Origin of the sequence: Amycolatopsis oliviviridis (assembly GCF_014654365.1) — a bacterium.
Classification (GTDB): domain Bacteria; phylum Actinomycetota; class Actinomycetes; order Mycobacteriales; family Pseudonocardiaceae; genus Amycolatopsis; species Amycolatopsis oliviviridis.
In genome coordinates this window covers 159,840-172,590 of sequence record NZ_BNAY01000001.1, presented here as the reverse complement: position 1 = coordinate 172,590, position 12,751 = coordinate 159,840, and the positions used below count along the sequence as shown (strand labels likewise).

Here is a 12,751-nt window from a genome sequence, read left to right as displayed (position 1 = left end):
GACAGGCCCGCTGGTCAGCTCTGATCGAGTACCGCCAAGAGTTCGTTGTTGTAGAAGTCGTCGAAGGAGCACGATCCCGACACCGTCGAGAAATATCGGTCGATCAGCTCCTGGTGACCGGCCAGCTTCCGCAGCATCTGCGACTGCCTCTCGGGTTTGAGCTCGGCCACGTTGAGCGCGGCCTGGTAGAGGTTGTAGAACTTGTCGTCCAGGTCGCGCTCGTAGCGCGAAAGCGCCGCCGTGAGCGCCCTGTCGTCATGCAGTCGCTCCCCGATGTGGTCGGTGAGCGACTGGGCCTGGATGAAGGCGTCGGTGATCCCGCGGGCGGTGATGGAATCCTTGTGGTGCACCGAGTCACCGAGCAGCACCCACCCGGGCCCGAAGGCCTTGCGGAAGAAGTTCTCCTGGTGCCCCGTGCCGTACAACTGCTCCACGCGGGTGCCCGCCGACATCCGCTCGTACAACTCGGGGGCCGTGACACGGACGGCTTCGAGGTAGGCGGGTTCCACCGCGGCGCGCACGTCAGGGAATTCGCTCTGCGGGAAGTAGGTCATGATCAGCGTGAGGTCGTCGTTGGTGGGAGTGAGGCCGATCCAGCGCCCCGGCCGCTCGTAGAGCTCGAAGTGCGCGGGGACCCCGGCCCAGTAGCTGTAGTAGGTGCAGGTCAGCCGCGGGTGCTCGATGACCTTCCGCGCACCGGTCTCGCGGGCCACCAATGACCGCATGCCGTCCGCTCCGACGACCAGCCGCGCCCGGTCCGTCGCCGCGGCGCCGCCGGGCGTCGTGTACCGCACGCCGACCACCCGGTCGTTCTCGAACACCAGGTCGTCGACCGTGCAGGAATCCCTGAACTCCACGCCGGACCGCACGGCACCGGCCGCGAGGATCGGGTCGAGCACGTACCGCCTCGGCGCGTAGGTCGTCCGGTGACCGTCGACCGGCAGGGAGAAGCCGTCCAGCCGAACCCCGGGCGCCGTATAGCTCTGGTGATCGATCGGCTGACAGCCCGCCGCGCGGAGCTCGTCGAGCAGCCCCCACCGGTCGAGGAGCGCCACCCCCGGCTGGTGGATGTAGTGCGAGGACAGCGTGTCCCGGGGGAACCGCGCCTTCTCGAAAAGCGCGACGCGATACCCCTGCCGGGCGAACAGCATGGCCGCCGGCGAGCCCGCACACCGGGCACCAATGACAATTACGTCGTACATTGCCCTCTCTTACCGGGCCGCTGTTCCCATGGATTCGATGGACGCGGAAACCGGCGCCACCGTCGGATTGATCAGTACCTGTTCCGAATTGACGAGTGTCCGGACGGCCGAGCGGTCAGTCCACCGCCATGGCTTCCCGCAAACTCTTCGGGCGCAGGTCGGTCCAGTTCCGCTCGACGTACTCCAGGCACTCGGCCCTCGCCGCCTCGCCGAAGACCACCCGCCAGCCTTCCGGCACCTCGGCGAAGACAGGCCACAAGGAATGCTGATCCTCGTCGTTGATCACGACGTAGAAGCGGCCGTTCTCGTCATCGAAGGGGTTCGTGCTCACTGCCACCGTCCTTAAAGATCACGGGGACTCGGGGAGGAAACGGGATGACTCGCCAGGTCACACCGGTCGCCGACCGGCGTCCTGTCGACGGGACACCAGGCACCCGCGGGCACCTTGGAAAGGGCGCTGCCCCGATAGCGGACCGTATGAGCCTGCCGCCCGTGCGGCAAAGGACGCGGAATCGCCGAAACCCCCGGCGCCCGCGTTCGCTTGTACCCCGACGGCGTGCTGTGCCACTGTTTCCGGACAATGGCCCGTGAATGAGCCTGCTCAAATCCGGGTTCAGCCAATCCCGTCCCCACCGAGGCAATTCGAGTACCCAGTCATGTGGACGGAGAAAACATGAACGAAATCAAGAGCAGTATCACGAACACCATGCTGGCGAAACTGCGTGAACGTGACCCGTCGCTGGGCCCTGACGACCTCGTCCGGCCGATCGCCGAGCTCGATCTCGATTCTCTCGACCTGATCGAGCTGCACGAACAGCTGGAGCGCACGCTCCAGCTCAAGGCCGACCTGAACAAGACCGCGGGCTTCGTCTTCCTCGACGATTTCAGCACCTACTTCGCGAAGCTGGCGTCCCAGGGATGAGTGCGGGCATCGTCGACATCGCCACCGCGAAGCCTGGCCGGACGATCGCCAACGACCACTTCGAGTCGATCGGTCTCACGGACGAGTGGATCCGGCGCCGCACCGGCATCGTGTCCCGTTCCTGGCTGCCGGACGACGCCCCGCTCGTGGAGGTGGCGGCCGAGGCCTGCGCGCCGATCGTCTCCAGGATGACCGACCCGCTCTCGGTCGGCGCCCTCATCGTCGCCAGCACCACATCCGAGCAGCGCCTCCCCGGTGTCGCACAGAAGGTGGCGCACCTCGCCGGGCTGGGGCCTTCGGTGCTCACCTTCGACATGAACGCGGCCTGCTGCGGCTTCGTCTACGGGCTGATCTCCGGGCTCGCGCTCTGTGACGCCGGCCAGGCGCGGTCGGTCCTGGTGTGCGCGGTGGAGGCCATGTCCCGGATGATCGACCGGACGGACGAGAAGACCGCGTTCCTCTTCGCCGACGGCTGCGCGACCGTCCTGCTGGAGAACCGCGCGGAGTTCACGGGCTTCTGCCAGGTCGCCGGCTGCGACGGCACCCAGGACGGGCTCATCCGGGAGAAGGACGCGGGCGGCGTCCACCTCGACGGAGCGCAGGTGTTCGTCCACGCGGTGCGCCGGATGTCGGAGTCGGCGCAGTACCTGTTCGACCACGGCCCCGCGCCGACCGTCCTGGTCGGCCACCAGGCGAACACCCGCATCCTGGAACAGGTCCGCGGGATCACCGCCCATCTCGGCGTGCGTTTCGTGAACCGGATCGCGAACGTCGCGAACACGTCGGCCGCCTCGATTCCGCTGGCGTTCGCCGAGGAGCTCGATACCGGCTCGCTCCCCACCGCGGGACGACTCGGTGCCGTGACCTATGGCGCCGGTGAGGCGTGGGGCGGGGTCTCGGTGGACTACCGGGTGCCGGACGCCACGAACCCCTGACCGCGCGGGTTCTCGATCACGGGAGGTCGCCATCTACTCGTCAGATGCCTGGGTCCTGGACTCCGGTGCGGTGTCCGGCGCGCGAGACCGCGGGGGCGTGCCGCGGCGCGACCGGTTCACCTTCGCCCCGCTGGAGGAGGGTGAGGCGCTGGTGGAGCCGATCCTCGGTTCCTGGGAGGCCAATATCGGCCACGCGCTGGCCCGTTCGCCGATCGACGTGTGCACCAGCCGCGGCGAAGACCCGGTGGTCCTCGGCAACATGGGTGTGGTGCGCGTGCTCGGGGTCCACGCGGACCGCGGAGCCGTCCGGATCCGGGAAGGCGACCTCTGCCTGGTCATGCCGTTCGGCAGGCTCGACCGCTTCGGCTACGCCGAACTCGTGTACGCCTACGACTGCCCCGGCACCGTCGGGCTGCTGGCCAAGCGGTCGAAGGTGAACGCACGGCTGCTGCTGCCGGTTCCGGACAGCACGGCGTACTCCCTGTCCCAGTGGGCCTCGTACGGGCGGTACTTCACCGCATGGGACAACTGGCGCAAGGCGTTCGGGTGCTGGCGGACGCAGGTGGCCGACGACGATCCGGCGAACCATCTGGTGTTCGGGTGGGGCGGCGGCGTGTCGTTCGCCGAGCTGACGCTGGCCAAACGGGCCGGCTTCCGGGTGGCGATGGCGGCAGGCTCGGACGAGCGCGTCGCGCTCCTGCGGGAGCACGGCATCACGCCCGTGGACCGCCGCGAGTTTCCCGACCTGGCGCTGCCCGGCAGGCGCGAAGGGACCGACCGGGACCGGTACGAGCGGCGCCGCACCTCGGTCGAGAACTTCCTCGAAGTCATCGGAAACCTCGGTGACGGCAACGGGGTGGCGATCTTCGTGGACAACATCGGCGAGCCCCTGTACGACGTCACCCTCAAGGCGCTCGGCCGCGAGGGAGTCGTCACCACGTGCGGTTGGAAGGCCGGGATGCGCCTGTCGCATCTGCGTGGCGCCGAGGCCATCGCCCGCCACATCCACGTGAACACGCACGTGTGGCGGCTGCCGGAGTCACCCGGAATCCGGGACTTCCAGGAGGCCGAGGGCTGGATCGCACCGAAGGGCTCGGACGTGGTCTACGACTTCGACCGGGTGCCCGAGCTGGCCGACGACTACGCGAATGGACGGATCGGATCGTACTTCCCGATGTACCGCGTGAACCCGCTCTGAGCGGCCCGGGCGGTGGACGGAGGGAACCAACATGGGAGACGCCGGGATGGACACGGACGTGGTGATCGCGGGCGCCGGGGCGACCGGCCTGATGCTCTCCTGTGAGCTGCGGCTGGCGGGCGTCGAGGTGGTGGTGGCCGACCGGCTCGCGGGCCGGACGGGCGAGTCGCGAGCAGGCGGGATGCACGCCCGCACCCTGGAGATCCTTGATCAGCGCGGTGTCCTGGACCGGTTCCTGGCGGCCGGCGAACGACAGCCGGTAAGCCACTTCTCGGGGCTGTGGCTGGACTTCGACGAGTCCGAGTCCCGGCACGCCTACCCGCTGAACCTCCCGCAGTCCGCCATCGAGCGGCTCCTGGAGGAGTGGGCCGCCGAGCTCGGCGTGCGGGTGCGCTGGTTGTCGGAGGTGAGCGGGATCCGCCAGGACGACGCCGGCGTGACCGTCGACCTGAGCACGGCGGGCGCGGCACCCACTCCCCTGCGCGCCCGCTACCTTGTGGGCTGCGACGGCGGCCGCAGCACGGTGCGCAAGCTGTCGGGCATCGCCTTTCCCGGCACTCCGGCGACGATGGCCGGGCTGCTCGGCGACGTCCGGCTCCCCGGGCTGCCCGAGGACTACATCTTCATGCGGCGCGGTCCGGGCGGCCACGTCTCGGTGTTCGCGTTGGAGCCGGGCTGGCATCGGGTCATCACCTCCGAGTTCGACCGTCTCCCGGACCGCGACGAGCCCGCGACGTTCGAGCAGCTCCGGGAGTCGCTGTTCAGGCTCGTGGGCACGGACTGGGGAATGTGCGACCCGCAGTGGGTCTCCCGGTTCAGCGACGCCGCACGGCAGGCCGCGCGGTACCGGGAGGGCAGGGTGCTGCTCGCGGGCGACGCCGCGCACATCCACTACCCGTCCGGCGGGCAGGGGCTGAACGTGGGTGTCCAGGACGCGGTCAACCTCGGGTGGAAGCTCGCCTCGGTGGTGCGCGGCGAGGCGCCGGACACCCTGCTGGACAGCTACCACGACGAGCGCCACGCCGTGGGTGCGCGCGTCCTGCGTAACGTCCAGGCCCAGGTGGCGCTGGTCCGCCCCGGCGCCCAGACGGACGCGCTGCGTGACGTGTTCGCCTCGCTCGTCGAATTCGAGGACGTCAACCGGTATCTGCGCGGCATGCTCACCGCGCTGGACATCCGGTACCCGGCAGACGGCGATCACCCGCTGGCCGGCCGCCGGGTGCCCGACGCCGACCTCAAGACGCACGAGGGCACCGCCCGTCTCCACGAGCTGCTGCACGCCGCCCGTCCCGTACTGCTCGACCTGCGGGGCAACGCCGACGTGGCGGCGGCCGCCGAGGACTGGGCCGGCCGCGTCGATCTCGTCGAGGCGCGAAGCGAGGACGGCCATTGGCCCGTCCCGGGGTGCGGCGAGATCCCCGCTCCCGCCGCGCTCCTCGTCCGCCCCGACGGCCATGTCGCCTGGGCGGCCGCCACCGACGGCGCGCCCGACACCGCCGCGCTCCGGACCGCCCTCACAACCTGGTTCGGCGCGGCCCTGCCACGATGAGCCACTGCCGGGAGATGCCGATGTTCGTACCTCGTCCGTACCGCCCGCCCGACACGTCGTGGATGATCGAGGTCATCAGGAACAACCCGCTGGCGCTGCTGACGAGCAACGGCCCGCCGGGAGAGGCCCCGTTCGCCACCCACCTCGCGGCGATCGCGGAGGCGTTCGACACCGGTTCGGCCGACCTGACGGGCAGTGTCCTGTTGTGCCACGTGAACCGGCACAACCCGCACTGGTCGGCGCTGGCGGACGGCGGCGTCGCGCTGCTGACGTTCACCGGACCGCATGGATACGTGACACCGACGATCTACGGGTACACCCCGGCGGCGCCGACCTGGAACTTCACCTCGGTCCACGTGCGCGGGACCGTCCAGAAGATCGAACCGATCGAGGAGACACTCGACGTGGTCATGGCCACGGTGCGTACCCTCGAGAGCCGGTTCGGCAGCGACTGGGACATGACCGAGTCGATCGGCTACTTCCGCGAGATCCTGCCCGCCGTCGGCGCGTTCCGCGTCCATGTGACCGGTACGGAGGGCATGTTCAAGCTCAGCCAGGAGCAGAGCACCGAGGTCCGCGAACAGGTACGACGATCGTTCGGCACGCGGGCGAGCGCCCACTACCGCGCGATGGCGGGCCTGATGGACCGCCTGCCCTCAGCGCCCCACTGCCGGCCACGCGCCGATGGCTAACGCCGACGACGCCAGTGCGCGATCGCGGTGGTGCGGTCGACTCCACGAGAACGCGTTCGCTGAACATGCTCTCTGGCGCCCCGGGCTGTCGTCGCTTGCGCGCGACTGTGACACGCCTAGGTGCGCCTGACGACAGCGCAACCGACGCCCGCGCAGTTGAGCGCTCCGTCAGTGAGCAGACTCGCCACGGCGGGCAGTTGCTCTCCTCTGCTTCCTACTCGTCATCAGAGTGGCAGGTCAGCTATTGCACCTATTCAGGAGCATCGATTGCGCAAGTCGAATGTTCCCGAGCGCGTTGAGTGCGAGTGCGGCCGTTCGCAAGTGCTCACACTCTTCCTGCTTCTCGTGGGCCTGCGTGAATCTCGAGTTCGCGTGGTCAAAAGTGCGTGCCGCGTAATCGGCCTCAGCATCGAGCCGTCCGACGCGGTTGCTCAGATCATCCACAAGTGCTCCTTCAATCATTGTTGCGACAACGTCATGGTCGTCGTTGCGTCCGGCGTCGGCTAGCAGCCATCCGGCGTCAACTTCGGCAGCAGCGGCACAGGGTCGCCAGGCTGGGCTGAGCGGCGATCCAGCGGCGCCAGCGAGCAAAGGGGCTCTCACAGTACCTGAATCAGCAGGGTCTCCCAGACGTCCACGACACCTGTGAACCTGTTTGAGTCGGCTTCGGAACGAAAGCTCCGACAACACTCAAGGGGAACGCGCTGCGGCGTTACCCCATCGGCTTCCACGACAGAAGGAACGAAAACCAATGGCGGACAACCAGTCCACCCCTCACGCAGATCTTTTCGATCTGAGCGGGAAGTACGCACTTGTCACCGGCGGCACCAGCGGCATCGGAATGATGATGGCGCGCGGCCTTTTGCAGGCGGGCGCTCGCGTCGTCGTCAGCTCACGCAAGGCGGATGCGTGCGCTGAGGCACAGCATCTGCTGTCCGAATTCGGCGACGTTCAAGCAATTCCCGCCGACCTGTCCAGGCACGACGAGTGCCGGCGCCTCGCCGATCTTGTCAAAGCCGGCTCGGAACGCCTCGACATCCTCGTCAACAACGCGGGAGCGATGTGGCGCGAGCCGCTGGAGACGTTCCCGGACGAGGCCTGGGACGCAGTGATCGACCTCAACCTCAAGTCGCCGTTCTGGCTGGTGCAGGCACTGCTCCCCGCGCTTCGCAGGGCGGGCACCGCCGATGATCCCGCGCGGATCATCAACATCGGCAGTATCGCCGCCGTCCACGTCGCCGAGTCCCCCAATTATTCCTACGCCGGCAGCAAAGCGGCACTCCATCAACTCACCAGGGTGCTGGCCAGGGAGCTGGGCCCCCAGCACGTCACGGTGAACGCGGTGGCCCCAGGACCGTTCCCGTCGCGGATGATGGCGTCCACGCTCGATGCCCTCGGTGACACGATCGCGGCGAAAGCCCCTCTGCGGAGGCTCGGCCGCGACGACGACATGGCAGGCATCGCCGTGTTCCTCGCCAGCCGGGCCGGGTCCTACCTCACGGGCACCATCGTCCCGGTCGACGGCGGCATCGCCACGACCGCGTCAGGGACCTAGGGGGGTACCGACAGAACCTCCCTCCACCTGCGGGCGGTGCCTACAGTGGAGGGGTGGCCAAGATCGATCCGCGCACCGAGATCAAGGAATTCCTGCGCTCGCGTCGCGCGCGGATAACCCCCGAGCGGGCCGGTCTGCCCGCCTATGGCGGCAACCGCCGGGTCAAAGGCCTGCGTCGCGAAGAGGTGGCCCTCCTGGCAGGGGTGTCGGTCGACTATTACGTGCGGATGGAGCGCGGCAGCCTCGCCGGCGCCTCCGACGGGGTGCTCGACGCGTTGGCCTCCGCCTTGCACCTCGACGAGGCCGAGCGCGATCACCTCTTCCACCTCGCGCGGCAGTCCAGGGCACCCGGCGGTCCACGCCGTCGGCGTCCCGCCGCGACGGCGCGCCCGGCACTTCAGCAAGTGCTCGACGCCATAACCAATGCGCCGACGTGGATTTGCAATGGCCGTTACGACGTGCTGGCCATGAATCACCTTGCCCGCGCGCTGTATTCACCGGTACTGGCCGACACACGACGGCCGGCGAACACCGCACGGTTCGTGTACCTGGAGCCCGAAGCGGCAGAGACGTTCTTCGTCGACTATGACCGCATCGCCTCCGATGTGGCCGCGAAGCTACGCATGGAAGCCGGCCGCAATCCGCACGACGAGGAGCTGATCGCCCTGGTCGGTGAATTGTCGACACGCAGTGACCTATTTCGGCAGCGGTGGGCATCTCAGGACGTTCGCCTTCACCGGTCCGGGCGCAAGCGCCTGCACCATCCGGTAGTGGGCCGGCTCGACCTGGACGTCGAATCGATGGAGCTGCCTGCCGACCCCGGCCTGCTCCTGACCGTCTACACCGCGGCCTCCGGCACGGCGACCGCGGACGGTCTGGCCCTGTTGGCGTCGTGGGCGGCCGGCCATGAAAGGCTTGCGGCTCCCGTAAACCAGTAAGCGTGACGCGACGCGGGAAAAAGACCCCTTCACCTCATTCGACCATCGGGTCGACATCGGCAGCGATAACGTCGAATGCGGTCGCTTGAGCCCAGCATTTTCTTGCGGTTTCGCATCGGCTCCAAACCGTTACCAGAACGGACAGGAAGCACGGAAACGCCGAGACCGGATTCCACGACTAGTACAGCGAGTGACCAGAACGCTACCCAAAATGGAGCCGACGGTTGCGTCACCTTGCCGAGGACTGGTTGACCCGGACGCCAAGGAGTCCAGACATGCCGCCGGACGGGGGAGAAAATGCGCCGGACCTTCGTTGTCACCGACGTCGTTCGTCCTGCCGGGTACGAAGACCGGCTCAGGACGGTGCTCAACGACCTCCACGACGGCGTCGGACCGACACTCGCCGTGGCAGTGCTCGGGCTGCGGGCGGCCCGTGAACTGATCGTCCGCGACCGAGCCGGGGCCGAGCGTCTCCTCGCCCGGCTCGAAGAGGAACTCTACGGCGCCATCACCGAACTGCGCCGGATCGTGACCGACGCGCGCCCGCCCGCGCTCGACGAGACGGGGCTCGTCACGGCCGTGCGCCGGTATGCCGGGATGCTCACCGACCGGGTTCCCGCCGAGCACGGCCCGCTGATGGTGACGGTCGAGGTCCGCGGTGAGCTGCCGCCGCTGTCGACCGAGGTGGAAGTCACCGCGTACCGGATCATCCGCGAGGCGCTCGTGAACGTCGCCCGCCACTCCGGTGCCCGGCAGTGCGCGGTGCGCCTCTGGCCACTGGACGGCGATCTGCGCGTGGAGATCGTCGACGACGGTGTCGGCACGGGCGGTGAGACGCTGCCCGTGGTCGGCGGGACCGGACTGCGTTCGATGCGGGAACGCGCCGGCGACCTCGGCGGCGGCTGCGTGATCGAGCCGGTGGCCTCGGGCGGCACCCGGGTCGCCGCCTGGCTGCCGCTCGCCACCAAGGAGTGAGCGATGTTCGCGCCCCTCCGTGTCCTCGTGGTGGACGACCATCCCGCCTTCCGGACGGCCATCTGCGCGATGCTCGACGGTACCCACGGCATCGAGGTCGTCGGGCAGGCGGCCGACGGCTTAACCGCGGTCACGGAAGCGGGCAGGCTGGAGCCCGACGTCATCCTGATGGACCTGAACCTCCCGGACCTCGACGGCGTCGAGGCGACCCGCCGGATCGTCGACGCCGGCCCGCACACCGGCGTGCTCATGCTGACCATGTTCGAGAACGAAGCCGCGGTGTTCGCCGCCATGCGCGCGGGAGCGCGCGGCTACCTGCTCAAAGGGGCACGCAACGAACAGGTCGTCCGCGCGGTACGGGTGATCGGCGACGGCGAGGCGATCTTCAGTCCGGCGATCGCGACCCAGGTGCTTTCCCTGCTGGGCACGGAGACCCCGCGCGACGAGTCCTTTCCGCAGCTGACCGCGCGCGAACGGGAGATCATGCGGCTCATCGCGCAGGGCATGGGGAACGCCTCCATCGCCGACCGGCTGGTGCTCAGCCCGAAAACCGTGCGAAACCACGTGTCCCACATCTTCCGCAAGCTCCAGGTCACCGACCGGGCCCAGGCCATCGCCAAGATCAGAAAGGCAGGCGTCGCTCGATCGGAGTAACAAAGCGGGACATATCGGGACTCCGGATCCCTGTTCGCGGAACCCCGACCCCACGATCCTTGGGAATGAGGAAACGCTGCTCGCGGAGAGGGTTCATCGATGCTGGTCGACCAGATCCCGGTGTTGCTTCATGCCACCGACACCATTACGCACGCGGGTGTCACCGCCGCGCTGCGCGCACGCCCCGAGATCCGCTTCGCGGACGGCTCCGACGAGCCGGCCGTCGTACTGGTCATCGTCGAGCGGCTGAACGAGGAGGCACGGCAGTTGCTGCGCAGCCTCCACTGCGCCGGCTGCGCCGGTGTCGTCCTGGTCGCCGGGGAGGTGGACGACTCGGAGTTGCTGGACGTCGTGGGCAACGGTGTCTCCGCGATCATCCGCCGGGCCGACGCCACCCCCGACACCCTGGTGCGGCTGGTGAAGGCCGCGGCCGCCGGGGAAGGTGCGCTGCCGCCGGACCTGCTCGGCCGTCTGCTGTCCCGGGTGTCCCGGTTGCAGCGGGACGTCCTGCAGCCGAACGGCTGGGATCTGGCCGGGATGTCGCAACGCGAGACCCAGGTGCTGCGGATGGTCGCGGACGGATTCGAGACCAAGGAGATCGCCGACCGGTTGAGCTATTCCGAGCGGACGGTGAAATCGATCCTGCACGACATCACCAACCGTTTCCAGCTCCGCAACCGCGCTCATGCCGTCGCGTTCGCCTTGCGCGAGGGGTTGATCTGATCCGGTCTATTCGATTCGGCCGGAGAAGGAGACCGACGGCGTGCAACGACCCCCGCCGCCCGGTGTCTGGCAGCTGACCGCGAGCACGATCTTCTCACCCGGGGCGAACCGCCAGGCCTGCAACCAGTGGTGGTCGAGGTCGCGGAAGTTCGCGAGGCCGACTTCCAGCAGGACGGTCTTGGTGCCACCGGCATCCCGCAACAGTCTCAGGGTTCCGCCGTCGCCACGGGGGTTCTGCAGAATCAGGTCGGTGACGACCAGCGTTTTCGTGGCGTCCGGCATGGCGTAAGGGAATTCGGCGAAGCGGTTGACGTTCGAGTCGGCCGCCGCGTCCGCCGCCACGCGGAAGTCGGTCGGTGTCCCGGTGGTGTTGGCTCCCGGGTTGGGGACACCGTTCTGTGTTCTGGGACCGGGAGCCGCGCCGTCCACGGGCGGGGTCAGCCCGACGGCCTTCATCGCGTCTTCGGAGTTCTGTTTGGCCTGATCGGCGTTCTTCTTCGCCTCACCCGCGGCGCCACCGGCGTCCTGCGCCGCCTTGATCACCTCCTGGTTCTGTTCCTGAGCGGCTTCACGGGCGGCCGACTTCACCGCGGGCCTCAGCACGGTGAACCACAGGGTCACCAAGGCCAGTAGCAGCACCAGCAGGGCGGCCAACGCCGGCAGCAACCACTTCGGCAGCAACTGCCGTTGCACCATGGTGCCTTCGGTCTTGAGCGGTTCGGCACCGTCGGCGATGACGAACACCTGGAAGCGATGGCGTACGGGTTGCCCGCGCAGGAACCGTTTCCGCGGCCGGGCCCGCAGGCGGACGAACGCGGCCGTGCCCGGCGCGAGGTCGGCCCGGTTCCGTTCGAGCTCGAAGTCGAGCTCGTCCTCGGGGTCGAGCGCGCTCAGTTCGATGGCGACCGGCTGGTTCCCGCGGTTGTCGACGGCCACTTCGAAGTCGGCCTTGGAACCGGCCTCCACCTTCGCCGGAACGATTTCGGCGGTCACCTCGGCGAAGGCTCCGAGTTGGAGGGTGCCCTCCTCGACCACGGACCCGGCCGGGTCCTCGCTCGACGAGACCCTGACACCGAAGGGGATCAGGCCTGCCTGGACGTCGGACGACCGCGGCGGCGCGAACCGGACGACGACCGTGCCCGCCTCCCCCGGCATCAGGTTCACCGTCGCCGGTTCCGCGGTGGCCCAGGCACCCGGGCCGCCGACCACTTCGATCGCGAACTGATCGACGACCTGGCCGGCGTTGCGAATGGTCACCGAGCAGCTGATCTCCTGGCCCGGTTCCACGACCAGGCCCGCCTCCGACAGCGTCGCCGTTGCTCCCATACCCGGAAGTCTGCGCGTCCGGCGCCCCACCCGGCACCAGCGGACGGGTGTGCGGCCGTGCGCTGTGCGCCGCCCATAGGGG

At 68.6% G+C, this 12,751-nt stretch carries 13 protein-coding genes; 10 read left to right on the top strand and 3 right to left on the bottom strand.

Annotated elements, in window-relative coordinates; translation table 11 throughout:
- Positions 1-14: 14 nt before the first annotated feature.
- Positions 15-1,202 (bottom strand): NAD(P)/FAD-dependent oxidoreductase, encoded by a 1,188-nt coding sequence (locus tag IE302_RS00550; RefSeq protein WP_191250630.1) that lies wholly within the window; start codon positions 1,200-1,202, stop codon positions 15-17.
- 115 nt (positions 1,203-1,317) lie between these two features.
- Positions 1,318-1,533 carry an MbtH family protein gene (locus IE302_RS00545; RefSeq protein ID WP_191250628.1) on the bottom strand — a complete coding sequence of 72 codons (216 nt, stop codon included), beginning with the start codon at positions 1,531-1,533 and terminating at the stop codon, positions 1,318-1,320.
- 342 nt (positions 1,534-1,875) lie between these two features.
- Here IE302_RS00545 and IE302_RS00540 point away from each other — a divergent pair, with 342 nt between their 5' ends.
- The 10 genes from IE302_RS00540 to IE302_RS00495 all read left to right on the top strand — a co-directional run bounded on the left by IE302_RS00540 (position 1,876) and on the right by IE302_RS00495 (position 11,343).
- On the top strand, positions 1,876-2,124 hold the full coding sequence (locus tag IE302_RS00540) for a hypothetical protein (protein ID WP_191250626.1): 249 nt from the start codon (positions 1,876-1,878) through the stop codon (positions 2,122-2,124).
- Entirely contained in the window at positions 2,121-3,059 is a 939-nt protein-coding gene (locus IE302_RS00535; protein WP_191250624.1) for a ketoacyl-ACP synthase III, read from the top strand. The genes IE302_RS00540 and IE302_RS00535 overlap by 4 nt, the downstream gene beginning before the upstream one ends.
- Before the next feature lie 70 nt (positions 3,060-3,129).
- Positions 3,130-4,257 (top strand): zinc-binding dehydrogenase, encoded by a 1,128-nt coding sequence (locus IE302_RS00530; RefSeq protein WP_229907522.1) that lies wholly within the window; start codon positions 3,130-3,132, stop codon positions 4,255-4,257.
- Positions 4,258-4,288: 31 nt separating this feature from the next.
- Positions 4,289-5,806: an FAD-dependent monooxygenase gene (locus IE302_RS00525; RefSeq protein ID WP_191250620.1), complete on the top strand. Its 1,518-nt coding sequence runs from the start codon at positions 4,289-4,291 to the stop codon at positions 5,804-5,806.
- A 20-nt stretch (positions 5,807-5,826) separates the two neighbouring features.
- A complete protein-coding gene (locus tag IE302_RS00520; protein ID WP_191250618.1) occupies positions 5,827-6,498 on the top strand; it encodes an FMN-binding negative transcriptional regulator in 672 nt (223 codons plus the stop codon).
- Between the two features lie 751 nt (positions 6,499-7,249).
- Positions 7,250-8,053 (top strand): SDR family oxidoreductase, encoded by an 804-nt coding sequence (locus IE302_RS00515; RefSeq protein WP_191250616.1) that lies wholly within the window; start codon positions 7,250-7,252, stop codon positions 8,051-8,053.
- A 53-nt stretch (positions 8,054-8,106) separates the two neighbouring features.
- A complete protein-coding gene (locus IE302_RS00510) occupies positions 8,107-8,991 on the top strand; it encodes a helix-turn-helix transcriptional regulator (RefSeq protein ID WP_191250614.1) in 885 nt (294 codons plus the stop codon).
- A 297-nt stretch (positions 8,992-9,288) separates the two neighbouring features.
- Positions 9,289-9,966, top strand: a complete 678-nt coding sequence (locus IE302_RS00505) for a sensor histidine kinase (protein ID WP_191250612.1) — start codon at positions 9,289-9,291, stop codon at positions 9,964-9,966.
- Positions 9,967-9,969: 3 nt separating this feature from the next.
- Positions 9,970-10,620, top strand: a complete 651-nt coding sequence (locus IE302_RS00500) for a response regulator (RefSeq protein WP_191250610.1) — start codon at positions 9,970-9,972, stop codon at positions 10,618-10,620.
- A 99-nt stretch (positions 10,621-10,719) separates the two neighbouring features.
- The gene (locus IE302_RS00495; protein WP_191250608.1) at positions 10,720-11,343 is read left to right on the top strand and encodes a response regulator transcription factor; all 624 of its coding nucleotides are present in this window, start codon (positions 10,720-10,722) and stop codon (positions 11,341-11,343) included.
- Positions 11,344-11,349: 6 nt separating this feature from the next.
- Here the strand turns inward: IE302_RS00495 and IE302_RS00490 are convergent, their stop codons facing one another.
- Complete coding sequence (locus IE302_RS00490; RefSeq protein ID WP_191250606.1) at positions 11,350-12,669, bottom strand: COG1470 family protein; 1,320 nt, start codon at positions 12,667-12,669, stop codon at positions 11,350-11,352.
- Positions 12,670-12,751: the final 82 nt, after the last annotated feature.